Origin of the sequence: Streptomyces manipurensis (assembly GCF_049570255.1) — a bacterium.
GTDB lineage: Bacteria > Actinomycetota > Actinomycetes > Streptomycetales > Streptomycetaceae > Streptomyces > Streptomyces manipurensis.
Genome location: NZ_CP186950.1, coordinates 1,111,441 through 1,126,144, shown reverse-complemented (window position 1 = coordinate 1,126,144; position 14,704 = coordinate 1,111,441). Strand labels below are relative to the sequence as shown.

12 protein-coding genes are annotated in these 14,704 nt (G+C 75.5%); 3 read left to right on the top strand and 9 right to left on the bottom strand.

Annotated features, from left to right (window positions below; all coding sequences use genetic code 11):
* Positions 1-2 precede the first annotated feature (2 nt).
* A complete protein-coding gene (locus tag ACPU2J_RS05225; protein ID WP_423832857.1) occupies positions 3-2,666 on the bottom strand; it encodes a hypothetical protein in 2,664 nt (887 codons plus the stop codon).
* A 548-nt stretch (positions 2,667-3,214) separates the two neighbouring features.
* Here ACPU2J_RS05225 and ACPU2J_RS05220 point away from each other — a divergent pair.
* Positions 3,215-4,198: a serine/threonine-protein kinase gene (locus tag ACPU2J_RS05220; protein WP_423832856.1), complete on the top strand. Its 984-nt coding sequence runs from the start codon at positions 3,215-3,217 to the stop codon at positions 4,196-4,198.
* Between the two features lie 21 nt (positions 4,199-4,219).
* Here ACPU2J_RS05220 and ACPU2J_RS05215 read toward each other — a convergent pair whose 3' ends face one another.
* A complete protein-coding gene (locus ACPU2J_RS05215; RefSeq protein ID WP_423832855.1) occupies positions 4,220-6,649 on the bottom strand; it encodes a SpoIIE family protein phosphatase in 2,430 nt (809 codons plus the stop codon).
* Positions 6,650-6,806: 157 nt separating this feature from the next.
* Positions 6,807-7,565, bottom strand: coding sequence for a 4'-phosphopantetheinyl transferase family protein (locus tag ACPU2J_RS05210; RefSeq protein ID WP_423832854.1), 759 nt, complete (start codon positions 7,563-7,565; stop codon positions 6,807-6,809).
* 188 nt (positions 7,566-7,753) lie between these two features.
* Here ACPU2J_RS05210 and ACPU2J_RS05205 point away from each other — a divergent pair, with 188 nt between their 5' ends.
* Positions 7,754-8,143: a hypothetical protein gene (locus ACPU2J_RS05205; RefSeq protein ID WP_420081533.1), complete on the top strand. Its 390-nt coding sequence runs from the start codon at positions 7,754-7,756 to the stop codon at positions 8,141-8,143.
* Between the two features lie 36 nt (positions 8,144-8,179).
* On the opposite strand, the gene galK is transcribed toward ACPU2J_RS05205, so the two are convergent.
* From galK to ACPU2J_RS05185, 4 genes are all read right to left on the bottom strand, one after another.
* A complete protein-coding gene (gene galK, locus ACPU2J_RS05200; RefSeq protein WP_420081534.1) occupies positions 8,180-9,367 on the bottom strand; it encodes a galactokinase in 1,188 nt (395 codons plus the stop codon).
* On the bottom strand, positions 9,364-10,392 hold the full coding sequence (gene galT / locus ACPU2J_RS05195) for a galactose-1-phosphate uridylyltransferase (RefSeq protein WP_423832853.1): 1,029 nt from the start codon (positions 10,390-10,392) through the stop codon (positions 9,364-9,366). The genes galK and galT overlap by 4 nt, the downstream gene beginning before the upstream one ends.
* Positions 10,393-10,561: 169 nt before the next feature.
* A complete protein-coding gene (locus ACPU2J_RS05190) occupies positions 10,562-10,966 on the bottom strand; it encodes an ATP-binding protein (RefSeq protein ID WP_361599963.1) in 405 nt (134 codons plus the stop codon).
* A 111-nt stretch (positions 10,967-11,077) separates the two neighbouring features.
* Positions 11,078-11,938 (bottom strand): SDR family NAD(P)-dependent oxidoreductase, encoded by an 861-nt coding sequence (locus ACPU2J_RS05185; protein WP_420081536.1) that lies wholly within the window; start codon positions 11,936-11,938, stop codon positions 11,078-11,080.
* Between the two features lie 86 nt (positions 11,939-12,024).
* Here ACPU2J_RS05185 and ACPU2J_RS05180 point away from each other — a divergent pair, with 86 nt between their 5' ends.
* Complete coding sequence (locus ACPU2J_RS05180) at positions 12,025-12,510, top strand: MarR family winged helix-turn-helix transcriptional regulator (RefSeq protein ID WP_420081537.1); 486 nt, start codon at positions 12,025-12,027, stop codon at positions 12,508-12,510.
* 6 nt (positions 12,511-12,516) lie between these two features.
* Here ACPU2J_RS05180 and ACPU2J_RS05175 read toward each other — a convergent pair whose 3' ends face one another.
* A complete protein-coding gene (locus ACPU2J_RS05175; RefSeq protein ID WP_420081538.1) occupies positions 12,517-13,920 on the bottom strand; it encodes a HAMP domain-containing sensor histidine kinase in 1,404 nt (467 codons plus the stop codon).
* Positions 13,917-14,639, bottom strand: a complete 723-nt coding sequence (locus ACPU2J_RS05170; RefSeq protein ID WP_420081539.1) for a response regulator transcription factor — start codon at positions 14,637-14,639, stop codon at positions 13,917-13,919. The genes ACPU2J_RS05175 and ACPU2J_RS05170 overlap by 4 nt, the downstream gene beginning before the upstream one ends.
* Between the last annotated feature and the right edge of the window lie 65 nt (positions 14,640-14,704).

Here is a 14,704-nt window from a genome sequence, read left to right as displayed (position 1 = left end):
TGTCACAGGCCGACCTCGTCGAGCAGGAAGTCGGCGGTACCCCCCGAGTTCACCCGGTGCAGCACCCGCAGCAGCCCCGCCGACCCCGTGAGGTAGTCCGTGGAGCAGCGCAGCAGCCCGTCCCCCGGCAGGCCCAGCAGGATGCGGCCGTCCGGGTGCGCCAGCCCGAACCGCCCCGCCGGCTCGAACAGGAAGAGCTCCCGCACGAAGCCGAGCTGACGCAGCGCCGTGTCGCGGTAGGACCGGTCCCCGGTGAACTCGGCCGCGTCCAGCAGGGTGTCCGCGACCCCGCTGATCCCGGACGCGTAGCCCGGCACCGCCGCGCAGCGCGCGCCGAGCCCGCGCAGCACGGTGCGGGCCGTGGCCAGGTCCCCGTAGCGCAGCAGCACCTTCACCACGCCCGCCTCCCCCGCCTCGACACACGGCTCCGCGGACCCCTCCCGGCCGAACACGACCGGGCCGGCCCCGTCGTCCGGTCCGCCGGCGGTGTCCCAGATGCGGGCCGTCTCCCACGCGAGGGCTTCGCGTCCCAGCCGCAGGTGGCGTTCCTCGCCCGTGATCTGGTGCATCCGCAGCAGGAACACCGCCACACCGGCCTGCCCGAAGCCCAGCCCGGTCAGCGGCCCGTCGGGGGAGAAGCCGTTCAGCCAGTACGCGAGCCCGCCGTCGCGCCGGACCGAGCCCTCCAGAGCCTGCGCGCAGGCGCGCGCCGACGTCAGGTGGCCGGGATCGCGGTGGCGGAGGAAGAAGCGCAGGTTCGTCATGCCCACCCCGGCCAGGCCGTGGTGGTAGGTGTGGTCGCCCCGGTCCAGGACCCGGCCGTTGGCCACGGCCAGCAACTCCCGCGCCCGGTCGGCCAGTCCCAGCTCGTCGGCGGCCCAGGCGATGCCGGAGAGGCCGTTCATCAGCCCGTCCGGATACCCCTCCGGTGCGATGCCGGCCAGTCGCGCGGCCAGCCAGTCGCGCCACTCGGGGCGCACCGGGAGGCCCGAGGCGTGCAGGGCCCACAGCACACCGCTCGCACCGAACCCCAGGCTCAGGGGGTTGGTGGTGTGCGCGAAGGGGTCCACGGGGAAGAGCGTCCCGCGCCCGGTGTCCGCGACGGCCTCGACGAAGGCGCCCACGCCGGCCTCGGCGTCCCGCAGTCCGAGCCGTTCCTCGACGACGGGCCGCGGCGTGACGTCCGCGACGCCGTCGAGCAGTTCGGGCGTCTCGTGCTCCACGGCGTCGAGCACGTCCTCCAGCGAGATCCGGTCGGCCGCGAGGTCCGTGATCAGCCGGTGCACCCGCTCCGGCCAGCCCAGGTCCTCGGTGAGGAGGGCGCGGTAGCGCTCCAGGAGGTCCTCGCACAGGTACGCCATCTGCGTGACCGGGAGGATCAGGTGGGCCATCGCCGTCGCGAGGGCCCGGCGGTCGTCCGCCCGCGCGTCCTTCCCCGCCCCGCCTTCCGCGCCGTCGACCAGCCGGCAGGCCTCCAGGCCGACGAGGGTGACCTCCAGGGTGTCCGGGTCGACGAGCACGTCGCGGGTGGTCAGCCCGGTGAGGACCACCCCGCGGTCGTGCGCGGCGCGGACCGCGCGGGCCAGGCCCGCGAAGACCGCGAGGAAGATCCTCAGGTGCTCCCGCGACCGCTCGGCGGCCGTGCCCGCCCCCGCGAGCGCGGGGTGTACGCGCAGCGCCCGGTCGATCCCCGGCCGGTCGACGAACTCCTCGGCGACGTAGTGCCGCTCCCCGTGCCGGAACCTCGCGACGGGCGCCGGGAAGGAGCCGACCGCGGCGAGCAGGTTCAGGACCATCCACTCCCGGTCGAGCGCGGCCACGGCGTCGTGGCCGCGGAGGGGGTCGAGGCCGGTGTGCGGACGGGCCTCCTTGATCAGCACCGGCCGGTCCCCGTCGTCGGTGTCCTCGGCCGTGTACACCCCGCCGCTCCGGGAGCAGCGGATCGCGCCGGTCACCCGGAAGCGGCCGGCGAGCAGGCCGTCCCCCTCGTCCTCGTCCCCGGGCTTCCAGTCGTCGAAGGGCCAGGCGACCCAGTCCGGCCGGGCCTGCCCGGCGTGACGGTCGTCGGGCGCCGGGCCGTCGGGGCCGTCGATCCGCAGCAGCGGGCGGCCGAGCACGTCCACCCCGTGCGCACCGCGGAAGCGGCCGTAGCGGAAGGAGAGGACGGTGCTGTCGCGGTAGCGCTGGTCCGCCGCGGCGGGTGCCCCCTCGGCGCCCTCCAGCAGCCGGGACAGATCGCTCAGGCAGGTCCGGAACCGCTCCTCGTCGTGCGGGTGCACCGTCGCGAGCTCGCTGTCGGCGGACCGGGACGCGGAGCGGGAGTTGAGCATCGCGAAGACCCTGGCGTCGAGGGCGATCTCGAAGTCGAAGGAGTTCTGCGTCAGGTGGCGGATCACCGTGGCGGCCACCCCGCGCACGTCGCGGGGGCCCGGCGAGACGTGGATCTTCCAGCCCTGTTCGGGCAGTTCACGGCCCGAGGCGTGGACCCAGCGGACACCACGGCGGACGAACCGCTCCCGGACCGCCCCGTCGAGTTCGGCGAGGAAGTGGTCGGGGCCGGGCTCGTACACGGCGTCGAGCGGGTCGAAGAACGGAGTGTCGTTCCACGTGAAGGGGAAGCGGTGGACCCAGCGTTCGTTGCGCATGGCAGCCTCTGTGATCGTCATCGTCCGAGGGCCGCCCGAGGCAGCGGCAGACGGGAACGGTCTGCGGGATCCGTGCGGAGGTGCGGGGGAGCACCCCCGCACGGATGCGCCGGGTCGGTCGGAGTCGCCCGGGTCGCCCGGACCCGCGGCGGCGGCACTCTGTGGGATGCCGGCATCCGCGTTCCGGAACCTTCGGACACGTGTACGGACCACCTCCTCGAAGGTCTCGAGCGCGAAGAGCGCGGCTGACGTCGGACGGCGCCGGCCGATCGGCATACCCGACTCAACGCCATCGGCGCGCTCCGCACATGGGCGCAGCCCCCGCATATTCGCGTTCCGGACCCCCACCGAAGGCGCGTCCGGCAACCGGAGGAATGGTGGTGGCCGCAGGCCTTCGCCCGGACCGCCCGCCGTGCTAGGAGGCGTCCCGCCGAGGGCGCCGGGCCGTGCCGAGCGGCCGTCGCCGGACCTGCACCCGTGTGGATCACTGGATAGAATTCCGGTATGGAAGAGCGGCCCGTCGCGTCGAGGGCGCGTCCGAGCCGGTTCTCCGGTGAAGGGGGCGCCGGATGGGCGCGGACCTGAGCCAGTACACAGGCCGGCCGTCCGGCCTGGTCGGGCAGCAGATCGCCGGCTACCGCGTCGAGCGCATGATCGGCCGCGGCGGCATGGCCGTCGTCTACTGCGCGAAGGACCTGCGCCTGGACCGCACGGTCGCCCTGAAGCTGATCGCGCCGGAGCGCGCCCGCGACGACACCTTCAGGCGCCGTTTCACCCACGAGTCCCGGGTGGCCGCCTCCATCGAGCACCCGCACATCGTGCCGATCTTCGAGGCGGGGGAGACGGACGGCGTCCTCTACATCGCCATGCGCTACGTTCCCGGCCTCGACCTGAGGGGCCTGCTGGACCGCGAGGGCCCCCTGCCCATGGCCACGGCCCTGCGGATCGCCGCCCAGGTGGCCTCCGCCCTGGACGCCGCCCACGACCACGACCTGGTCCACCGGGACGTCAAGCCCGGGAACATCCTGGTCGCCGCGGGCCCGGACCGGGAGCACCCCGAGCACATCTACCTCACGGACTTCGGGCTGACGAAGAAGTCCCTGTCCCTCACGGGATTCACCACGGCCGGCGAGTTCGTCGGCACCCTCGACTACATGGCGCCCGAGCAGATCTCCGGCCGCCCCGTGGACGGCCGGTGCGACCTCTACAGCCTCGCGTGCGTGGTCTACGAGACCCTCGCCGGCGGGCCGCCCTTCGTACGCGAGGAGGACGCGGCCCTGCTGTGGGCGCACCAGTACGACCCGCCGCCCCCGCTGAGCGAGAAGCGGCCCGGGATCGGGCCCGACGTGGACGCCGTCCTCGCGAAGGCGCTGGCCAAGGTTCCCGAGGACCGCTACGGCTCCTGCCTGGAGTTCGTCGCGGCCCTGCGCGTCGCCGCCGACGAGGAGCCCCGTACCGACCGCAGGCCCGCGCCGGCACCCGAGGACGAGGCCCCGCCCGAGCCGCCGGCCTGGGCCCTGCCCGTCCTCCGGGGACCCGGCGCCCGGCCCTGACCTGCCGGGGGGCCGGCGTCCTCAGAGTTCCACGAGCGACTGCTCGGCCCAGATGGTCTTGCCGACCGCCCCGTGCCGCGTGCCCCAGCGCTGGGCCAGCTGCGCCACCAGCAGCAGGCCGCGCCCGCCCTCGTCGAAGGTCCGCGCCCGGCGCATGTGCGGCGCCGTACTGCTGGCGTCGGAGACCTCGCAGATCAGCGTGTCCCTCTCGTGGATCAGCCGCAGCTGGATGGGCGGCCGGCCGTAGCGGATGGCATTGGTGACCAGCTCGCTGACCAGGAGCTCGGTGACGAAGGCGGCGTCCTCCAGCCCCCAGGACGTCAGCTGCTCGGTGGTCTGGCGCCGGGCCTGCCCGACGACGGAGGGGTCCGCGGCCAGGTCCCAGACGACGACCTTGTCCGCGTGCAGGGCCCGGGTGCGGGCGACGAGGAGGGCGACGTCGTCGTCGGGCGGGTGGGTCAGCAGCGCCGTCAGCACCCGGTCGCACACCGCGTCCAGCGAGGCCGCGGGACGGGCGAGCGCCGCGAACATGCCGTCCAGCGCCTCGTCGACGTCCCGTTCGCGCGGCTGCAGCAGGCCGTCCGTGTACAGCACCAGGACACTGCCCTCCGGGAGGTCGGCCTCCGCCGTCTCGAAGGGCAGACCGCCCAGGCCAAGCGGCGGGCCCGCCGGGACGTCGAGGAGGTACACGGAGCCCTCGGGGGAGACCACGGCCGGCGGCGGGTGCCCGGCGCGGGCCAGCGTGCACCGCCGGGTGACCGGGTCGTAGACCACGAAGAGACAGGTCGTCCCGATGCCTCCGGCCGCCTCCGCCTCACCCGACTGACCGCCCTCGTCCGTGGACAGGTGGATGATCAGGTCGTCGAGGTGCGTCAGCAGCTCGTCGGGCGGCAGGTCCACGTCGGCCAGGGTGCGCACCGCGGTCCGCAGCCGGCCCATCGTGGCGGAGGCGCGGATGCCGTGCCCGACGACGTCGCCCACGACCAGGGCCACCCGTGCGCCGGAGAGCGGGATCACGTCGAACCAGTCACCGCCCACACCCGCCTCGGTCCCGGCCGGGAGGTAGCGGGAAGCGGTCTCCAGGGCGGCGTGGTCGGGGAGCTTCTGCGGCAGCAGACTGCGCTGCAGGGTCATGGTGCTGGTGTGTTCCCGCGCCGACCGGTGCGCGCTGTGGATGCTGGCGGCCGCCCGGCTCGCCAGCTCCTCCGCCAGCGACAGGTCCTCCGGCTGGAAGGGTTCCCGCCGCAGCCGCCTGCTGAAGACGGCGACGCCGAGGGTGACACCGTCCGCGCGCATCGGGACCACCATCACCGAGTGGGCCCCGTCCTCCCCGACCCAGGCGGCGCCGGGGTCCTCCGCCACCCAGCGGGCCACCGCAGGATCGGCCGTCCCGTACACCGCGCCGCGGCCTTCGGCCAGGCACCGCACCGGGGGAGACAGCGCCGGGTACACGGCGGTCCCGCCCACCGCGACCCGCGAGGGCGCCCCGGCCTCCGCCAGCGACCGGACGGCCGTGCGCCGCACCGTCACCGGCTCCCGCGCGCCCCCCTCCGGGGGCCGTCCTCCGTGCGGGACGGGTTCCAGCAGGTCGACGACGGCGAAGTCGGCCAGCTGGGGGACGACGACGTCGGCGAGCTCCTGCGCCGTCCGCGTGCTGTCCTCGGTGGTGCCGATCCGGGCGTGCGCGGCCTCCGGCACGATCATCTGCTGCTTCTGGACCTCGACACCGGTCCTGTCGTGCGCGGCCACCACCACCGCACACACCCGGCCGTCCGCGTCGCGCAGCGGGGCCAGGGAGGTGGCCCAGCCGTGCTCGGCGCTCGCGCCCGTGGTCGGGGCGAAGGCCTGAACGCGCTGCGGCTCCCCGGACTCCAGCACCCGGCGCATCCGCCGCTCGGTCTCCTCGCTCACCGGATCGGGGGCGATCTCCGGCAGCCGCAGCCCCCGCATCTCGGCCTCGGTGAACGACAGCGTGCGCTCCATCCCGGTGTTCGCGCTCAGCAGGCGCAGGTCCGCGTCGAAGACCGCCAGAAAGCACGGGGACTGGACGAACCACTCCTGCACCGCGGCCGGCCGGCCGCCGCCGGGTCCGCCCGCCACCGCCGAGACCAGGGACCAGCGCGTCCTGCCGTCCGTCGACGTCCGGCGGTGGGCGAGCACTCCCCGGTCCAGCCGGTGGCCGTCGCGGTGGCGCAGCGCCAGGGTGCCGCTCCACCGGTCCTGCTCGGGCGGGAGGTACCGTTCCGCGTCGCCGACCGGTGCGGAGAGCAGATGACCGGCGGACCGTCCCACCACCTCGTCGGGGGCGTAGCCCAGCAGCCGGGCCGCACCCTCGCTCCACTCGGTGACGACACCCTCCGCGTCGACGACGGCCGAGGCCGTGTACGCCGGCCCGCGGGAGGGGCCGGTCTCCTCCGGCCGCTCACCGGGAGAGGTGGGAAGTTGCTCCATCGCCGTTCATCTCGCCCTCGCTAGATACGTCGCGGATGTCCCGCGGGAACCTGCACGGCCGGGGGCCCCACTGTCAAGCATCATCCGGCGGGCCGAGGAGCACCAACGCAGTGCTGCCACGAGGGGGCACGGCCCGCCGGCCCCCGCGGGAGAGCGGTCAGGGGCCCGACGGGCCGGCCAGGACGAGGGCGACCACGGCGTCCCCGGTCCGCCACACCCTCGCGCTGCGCCGTCCCGCGAGCACGGGCGGGCACAGCCCCAGGACCGCGGCGGGGCGGGGAGCCGCATCGGGGGCGGCCCCGCGGTCCGCCTTCGCCGCGGCCTCCTTCAGCGCCCGGACCGCAGCCAGCGCCTCGGGCCGGTCCGCCCCGGCCAGGGCGCGCTCGCGCGGGGAGAGAGCGTGGTCGGCGGGGCGGTGCCCGGCCGCGGCGGCCGAGGTCTCGCGCAGGTCCACGCCGACGGGTCCCGGGGCGATCGCCGCGGCGAGGTGGCCGCCGGCCCGGCCGAGGGACAGGTGCACGCCGGGTGCCGGGCCGCCGCCCACGAGGGCGTACGGGCCGTCCTCGCCGGTCAGGACCTCCACCTCCGCCGCGGGTACGCCGAGGGCGTCGGCGACGAGGATCCGGGCGAGGAAGAGGACGGCCGGCCAGGCGGCCCGCCGCGGGGCGGGGAGCGAGGCGGCCGCGCACCGCTCGGCCGGGGACAGCGGCGGTGCCCGGCGGACGTCGCGGTGCCGGGCCACCAGGAGCCCGGCCCGGCCCCACCGGTGGAGGGCGCCGGGCGCGGCCGGCAGGAAGCCGGGGCAGGCCGCGCCGGGAGCCTCGGGGGCCGTTCGGAGGGCACCCGGCGCGGGGGCCGCGGCGCGCGGTCCGGGCGGGGCCGGGCCGTTCGCGGAGCTCGTTGCACGACGGGACATCGCTGCCTCCGGCCCGGACGGGGTCCGCTCCTGCGTCGCGCAGGACGGTGGACCGCCATCCTCTCCGGCGGCGGGGTGCGGCCGTAGTCCCGGGCGTTCGTGCCTTGACAGAAGCGATCACTGCCAGCAGACAAGAGCCTCGGATGTCGATTCTCGTGGTGTTTGCCGGTCCAGGTCGCGCGTGCTGGATGTGGGTTCCTCCGACGATCGTGGTGCGCCGCATCCGCATTGGGCGCACCCCGGCCGACCTCGCCGCCACCCGCCCCGACGGGGTCCCGGTCATCGCCGCCAACGCCCACATCCGGCTCGCGGCACCCGCTTCCAACGGCGGGGCCAGCATGCTCCGGCGCAGCTGGTCCTACCGCGACGGCCTGCGCTCCGACGGGGCGGCGGACGCCGGGCTGCTGTTCACGGCCTGGCAGCCCGACCCGCGCACCGGCTTCGTGCCCGTCCAGCACCGGCCGTCCCGCGGGGACGCGCTCTCCCGGTACCTGGTGCACGAGGCCTCCGCGCTGTTCGTGATGCCCGGCGGGAGCCGCCCCGGCGGCTGCCCGGCCCAGACGCTCCTGGAGGGCTGACACCCGGGCCCCGGCGCCGCACCGCGCGCAGCCGCGTCAGGCGATCCGGCGGGCACCGGCCGAGGGGACCGCCTCCAGCACCGCCGGCGCGGCGAAACCGGCCTCCGCGAACGCACCGGTGACGGCCCGCCGCACCGCGCGCGCCGCGTCCACGGGGACGAGGGCGATCACGGAGCCGCCGAATCCGCCGCCGGTCATCCGGGCGCCCAGCGCGCCCGCGGCCACGGCGGCCTCCACCGCGAGGTCGGTCTCCGGGCACGAGACCCGGTAGTCGTCCCGCAGCGAGGCGTGCCCGGCGGTCAGCAGCGCCCCGAGGGCCTCCGGTGCGCCCGCCGTGAGCGCGTCCACGGCCCGGCCGACCCGGTCGTTCTCGGTGACCACGTGCCGTACCAGCGGCGCCAGGTCGCGCGGCAGCTCCGCGAGGGCGGCGGACAGGTCCGCCGTGGCGAGGTCCCGCAGGGCGGGCACCCCCAGCAGCCCGGCCGCGCGCTCGCACCCGGCCCGCAGGGCGGCGTACGCCCCGTCCGCCAGGTCGTGCTGCACCCGGGTGTCGAGGACCAGCAGGCGCAGGCCGTGCCCGGTCAGGTCGAAGGGGACCTGCCGGACGTCCAGCGTGCGGCTGTCGAGGCGCAGCGCGCTGCCCTCCACGCAGCACACCGACGCCATCTGGTCCATGATCCCGCAGGGGACCCCGGCGAAGGCGTTCTCGGCGTGCCGGGCCACCCGGGCCAGCTCCGGCCCGTCCAGCCGGAGCCCGTACAGCCCGTCGTAGGCCGCGGCCGTGGCGCACTCCAGGGCGGCGGAGGAGGACAGGCCCGCGCCGACCGGCACGGAGCTGTCCAGGTGCAGGTCGGCGCCACCGACCGGCAGGCCCCTCTCCCGCAGCGCCCACACCACCCCGGCCGGGTAGCGGGCCCAGCCGGTGACCGCGCCGGGCGCGAGGCCGGCCACCCGCAGCTCGGTGACCCGGCCGTCGCCTTGGGCGCTGTGCAGCCGCAGCAGGCCGTCGGTGCGGAGGCGCGCGCCCAGCACCGTGGTCTGCGGGAGGGCCATGGGGAGGGCGAAGCCGTCGTTGTAGTCGGTGTGTTCGCCGATCAGGTTGACCCGGCCCGGCGCGGCCCAGACCCCCTCGGGGGCCCGGTCGTGGACCTGCTCGAAGCCCCGTCCGACGGCGGCGGCCGCGGCCTCGTCGCCGCCCGTGGACGGGACGGCGTCCGCGCTCACCGGGCCTCCCGCAGACGCTGCGCGGCGGCCTCGGGGGCCACGTCGTTCATGAAGGCCTCCATGCCCGCTTCCGTCCCGGCCAGGTGCTTGAGCTTGTCGGCGGCCCGCCGGACCGTGAACAGCTCCAGGTGCAGGGCGAGTTCGCCGCCGCCCTCGGTCGGGGCCTGGTGCCAGGCGGAGACGTAGGGGGTCGGGTCCGGCAGCCCGAAGAGGCGGTCGAAGCGGCGCAGCAGGTCCAGGTACAGGCCGGGGAACTCCGCGCGTTCCGCCTCGGAGAGCCCGGTCAGGTCGGCCACCCTGCGGTGCGGGTAGAGGTGCACCTCGTACGGCCAGCGGGCCGCGTACGGGACGAAGGCGGTCCAGTGCTCCCCGGCGAGGACGACGCGTTCGGTGGCCGAACGGGCCTCGGCGAGCAGGTCCTCGAAGAGGTTGCGGCCGGTCGCGGCCCGGTGGGCGGTCGCGGCGGCGAGGTGCTTCGCGGTGCGGGGAGGGACGACGCCGAAGGCGTAGATCTGGCCGTGCGGGTGCGGCAGGGTCACGCCGATCTCCGCACCGCGGTTCTCGAAGCAGTACACCTGGGCGACGCCGGGGCGGGCGGACAGCTCGGCGGTGCGGTCGGTCCACGCGTCCAGGACCAGCCGGACGCGCTGCGGGCTCAGGTCGGCGAAGCCGGCGCCGTGCTCGGGCGTGAAGCACACCACCTCGCAGCGGCCCGCCTCGCCGGAGAGCGAGGGGAAACGGTTCTCGAAGACGGCGACCTCGTAGTCGGAGGCCGGGATCTCGCTCTGCCGCCCGTCCCGGGAGGGGCACAGCGGGCAGGCGTCGGCGGGCGGGTGGTAGGTGCGGGACTGCCGGTGGGCCGCGATGGTGACCCAGTCCCCGGTGGCCGGGTCCCGGCGCAGCTCGGGCGTGCCGCCGACGGGGTCCGGCGGGCGCGGGTCGGCGGCGCCGACGTCCCGGCCGGGGGAGCTGTCGTAGTAGAGGAGCTCGCGGCCGTCCGCGAGTTCCGTGGCGGTCCTGTGCACGTGGTCGTCCTCGCCCCTGTCGTCCGTGGAGTCCGCGGAGCGGTGCGGGACGGCCGGTGCGCGACCCGCCCCGGACCCGGCCGCCGCGCCCCCGATGATACGGCCGGGGACGGCCGGCCGGCCCGGCCGCGGGCGCCGCGCGGCCGGGCCGCGGGGGCGGGTCCCGCGGTCAGTCCGATTCGGCGATGCGGGCGTGGACCGTCTTGCCGCCGCCGTCGGCCGGCCGGACCGTGACGTCCTCCACGAGGTGGTTGACGAGGATCCATCCCCAGCCGCCGGACCCGTCGACGTGGGGCGGGCGGATGACGGGAGGGTCCGGGCTCGTGTCGGTGACGTCGATGTCCACCGAGGTCGCCGAGCGGGACAGCCGCAGACTGCACGGTCCGGACGTGTGCCGGACCGCGTTGGTGACGAGTTCGCTGACCACCAGGAGCGCGATGTCTCCGGTGGTCCGGGGGACGGGGGATCCGGCGAGCGCCGAGTCCTCCAGGAAACGAAGGGTGGCGTCACGTGCGCCGGCTGCCGCCTGCGTGTCGTGACCGAGGTCAAGGGACCGTTCCAGGGTCAGAGCCATCGTCTTCCCTCCGCGGCCGGTAACCGGCTCTTCCTCTCACCGCTTACCCGCTCGACCGGGTGTACGAACCATCACAATTCATCCATTTACGGTCCCGGTGCGGGGGAGCCGTCAGGCCACCCAGGTGCCGGTCATCCCGAGGACGGCGGATCCGTCCTGGTCCGACAGCTTGGTCGCCGTGAAGTCGCGGGCCCACGGCGAGGTCTGGATGCGGAACGCGGGGGTCTCGGCGGTCAGGGCCTCCATGACGGACTCGGCCGCGCCGGCCGGGGTCTGCGCGGAACCCTCCGTGAACTGCGAGACCGTGCGGTCGATGTAGGTGCGCAGGGCCTCGGAGTACGGTCCGGCCGCGGCGATGCGCGCCTCCAGGTCGAGCCCGATGTTGTTGACGAACTCGGTCGCCACCGCGCCCGGCTCCACGACTGACACGCTCACGCCGAGGGTGCGGGCCACCGGTGCCAGGCTCTCCATGTAGCCCTCCACCGCGAACTTCGCCGCGCAGTAGGCCTCGTTGAAGGGCTGCCCGATGACGCCGCCGACGCTGGTGACGGTGATCAGGCGGCCGCCGGTGGCCCGCAGGTGGGGGAGGGCGGCCTTGGAGACGTTCAGCACGCCGAAGAAGTTGACCTCCATGACCTCGCGCACGTCGGCGACGGTCTCGAGTTCGAGGGTGCCGACGTGACCGGCTCCGGCGTTGTTGACCACGGCGTCCAGCCGGCCGTAGTCGGCGATCACCCCGTCCACGGCGGCGGTGACGGAGTCCGCGTCGACCACGTCGAGGCGCCGGATGTCGATGTCGACCCCGGCCGCGGCGGCCGCCGTGCGCAGCGCGTCGGCCCTGGAGGGGTCGCGCAGGGTGGCGACCGTGCGCCAGCCGGCCTGCGCGGCGGCGACGGCCGCGGCCAGGCCGATGCCGGAGGAGGTGCCGGTGATCAGGACGGTGCGGGCGGGGGTGGTGGGGGGCGTGGACATGCTGCACCTCTCGCAGGGGGATTTATGTGCGTGCACACACACTTTAAAGTTATGTGCGTGTGCACGCAAGCTCTAGACTGTGCGACATGCCGAAGAAGCTCACCGAAGCCGAGATGTCCGCGGCCGACTACGCCTTCTACGGGCTCGTCTGGGCCGGTACGACGATGACCGAGCGCGTCGACAAGGCCCTCGTGAAGGCGCACGACCTCCCCGTGTCCTGGTTCGAGGTGATGCTGTGGCTGGCGTCCAGCCCCGACCCGGTGCCCGCCTCCGTCCTCGGCAACAGCACCCTCCTCAGCCGGAGCCAGGTCTCCCGGGTCGTCGACGCGCTCCGGGCCCGGGGCCTGGTGGCGCGCACCCCGTCCGCCCGCGACGCCCGCTCGGTGGAGGTCTCCCTCACCCCGGCGGGGCGCGAGGTGTTCGCCGCGGCCGACGCCACCCGCCGGGAGGCCCTGGCGGCGGACTTCACCGACCTCCTCGACGGCGAGGACCTCGAGGCCCTCGGCCGGGTGTGGCGCAAGCTCAAGGCCGCGAAGGCGGCCCGCTCCGCCGAGGGCGCCCAGGGCGCGTAGCGCCGCTCAGCGGCGGCGCGGCCAGGCGGGCCGGCGCCGCGAGCCGCGTGCCCGGCCGCCCTCCGGCGCGCAGGGGGCCAGTGAGAAGGACACGATGATGCGGGCGCCGCCCAGCGGGCTCCGCGCGATCCGCATCGCCCCTCCGGTCGCCGTCGCGGCCCGCTGCGCGATGTCGAGCCCCAGCCCCGTCGACCCGGTGCTGCTCCCGCGCGAGAGGGCCCGGTCCGGGTCCGGGATGCCCGGCCCGCCGTCCTCCACGACGAGTTCCACGGCCTGGGCCGTCCGGACCACCTGCACGCCGAGCGGCGTACCGGAGGCGGTGTGCCGGAAGACGTTGCCGATCAGCGCGTCCACCACCGCGGCGATGTCGTCGTCGGACAGGCTGACGGCCGTCGGCTCCTGGGTGAGGTCCAGCGAGCAGCGCCGGTCCTGCTGCTCGGCCAGGACCGACCAGAAGGCCGTACGCCGGCGGACGACCTCGGCCGCCTCGCAGCGCGGGCCGGACCGCGCCGGGGGAGCCGGCCGGGGACCGCCCGCGGGCTCCCCGCCGAGCAGTCCCTGCCCCATGGGGCCCACCGCGAGCGGGGTGCGCGCCGCCGCGATGATGGCCTGGAGCTCCGTCTCCAGCTCTCCGACGGCCGCCTCCACCCGCGCCGACTCCGGGGTGCCGGCCATCCGCTCCGACGCCAGGTGCAGCGCGGTCAGCGGGGTGCGCAGCCGGTGCGACAGGTCCGCGACGAGTTCGCGTTCCACGGCGAGCAGTTCGGTCATCCGGTGGGCCATCGCGTTGAAGGCGACGCCCGCGTCCCGCAGCTCCCGGGGGCCCATGGGGTCCACCCGCGTGTCCAGATCGCCCTGCCCCAGGGCCTGCGAGGCCTGGGCGAGCCGCTTCGAGGAACGGACGACCTTCGCGCCGAGGCGGTCGGCGACCAGCACGGAGCCGGCGATCAGTCCCACGGCGAGGAAGACCATGACCGCCCACGACTCCTTGACGCCGCGGGTCAGTTCCTCCTCCGGGACGAAGTTCTCGATGACGGCCACCTCGTCGCCGGGGAGCACCACCGGCTGGAGGCAGATCCAGCCCCCGGCGATCTCCTGGGAGATCGACTCCCGGCCCCGCTGGGCCCGTTCGAGCAGGCCGGCCGGGGCCTTGGTGCTGCCGAGCGGTCCGGAGCCGGGGAGGTGCACGACCAGGTGCTCGGAGGAGTCCAGGCTCGCGGCGGACTCCCGCAGGGCGGCCGGGTCCGTGGTCAGGGTGAGCACCGGGGCCAGGGCGGCCGCCCGCTGCTCGGCGGCGGTGACGCCCTGCTCCCTGACGAGGGACATCACCAGCGCGGCCAGCGGTATGAGGAAGGAGAGGGCGACCATCGAGGTCACGGCGAGGGCCACCCCGGCCAGCGAGCGCCTCATCGCGGTGCCACCAGCTTGATGCCCACGCCCCGGACGGTGAGCAGGTAGCGCGGAGCCGCCGCGCGCTCGCCGAGCTTGCGGCGCAGGGACGACAGGTGGACGTCGACGGTCTGGTCGTCCACGTACGGCTCGCGCCACACCTCGGTCAGCAGGCGGCGCTTGGAGACCACCTGGCCCGCGTGCAGGGCGAGGAACGCCAGCAGGTCGAACTCCCGCCGGGTCAGCCGCAGCTCCCGACCCGCCAGGTAGGCGGTGCGCGCCCCCGGGTCCACCGTCAGCTCCCCGACGGTGGCGGGCCGCAGCGGATCGGCGGCGGTGGCCGCCGGCGCCCCTGCCCCGGGCCCGACGGGCGGTACGTGGCTGGTGCGCCGCAGGACCGCCGAGAGCCGTGCGACGAGCTGCCCGCCGGAGAAGGGTTTGACCATGTAGTCGTCGGCGCCCGCGTTGAGGATCTTGATGATCTCGGCCTCGTCGTCCCGTGCCGTGGCGACGAGCACGGGCACGGAGGATATGCCCCGGATCATGCGCAGAGCGTCCCCTCCGTCCAGATCCGGCAGCCCCAGGTCCAGGACCACCGCGTCGACGGGCGTCTGCGTGACCTCGCGCAGGGCGCCGAAGCCGTCGGCGGCGCTGCGTACGGCATACCCGTGCTCGGCCAGGACCTCGATGAGTGACTGGCGGATGCTGGGGTCGTCTTCCACGACCAGGACGCTCGGCATGCGGACACCTTAGGGGCTCGGTCGGGGACGTCGGCGGACGGGTGAGCGCGGACCGCCGGCCGCGG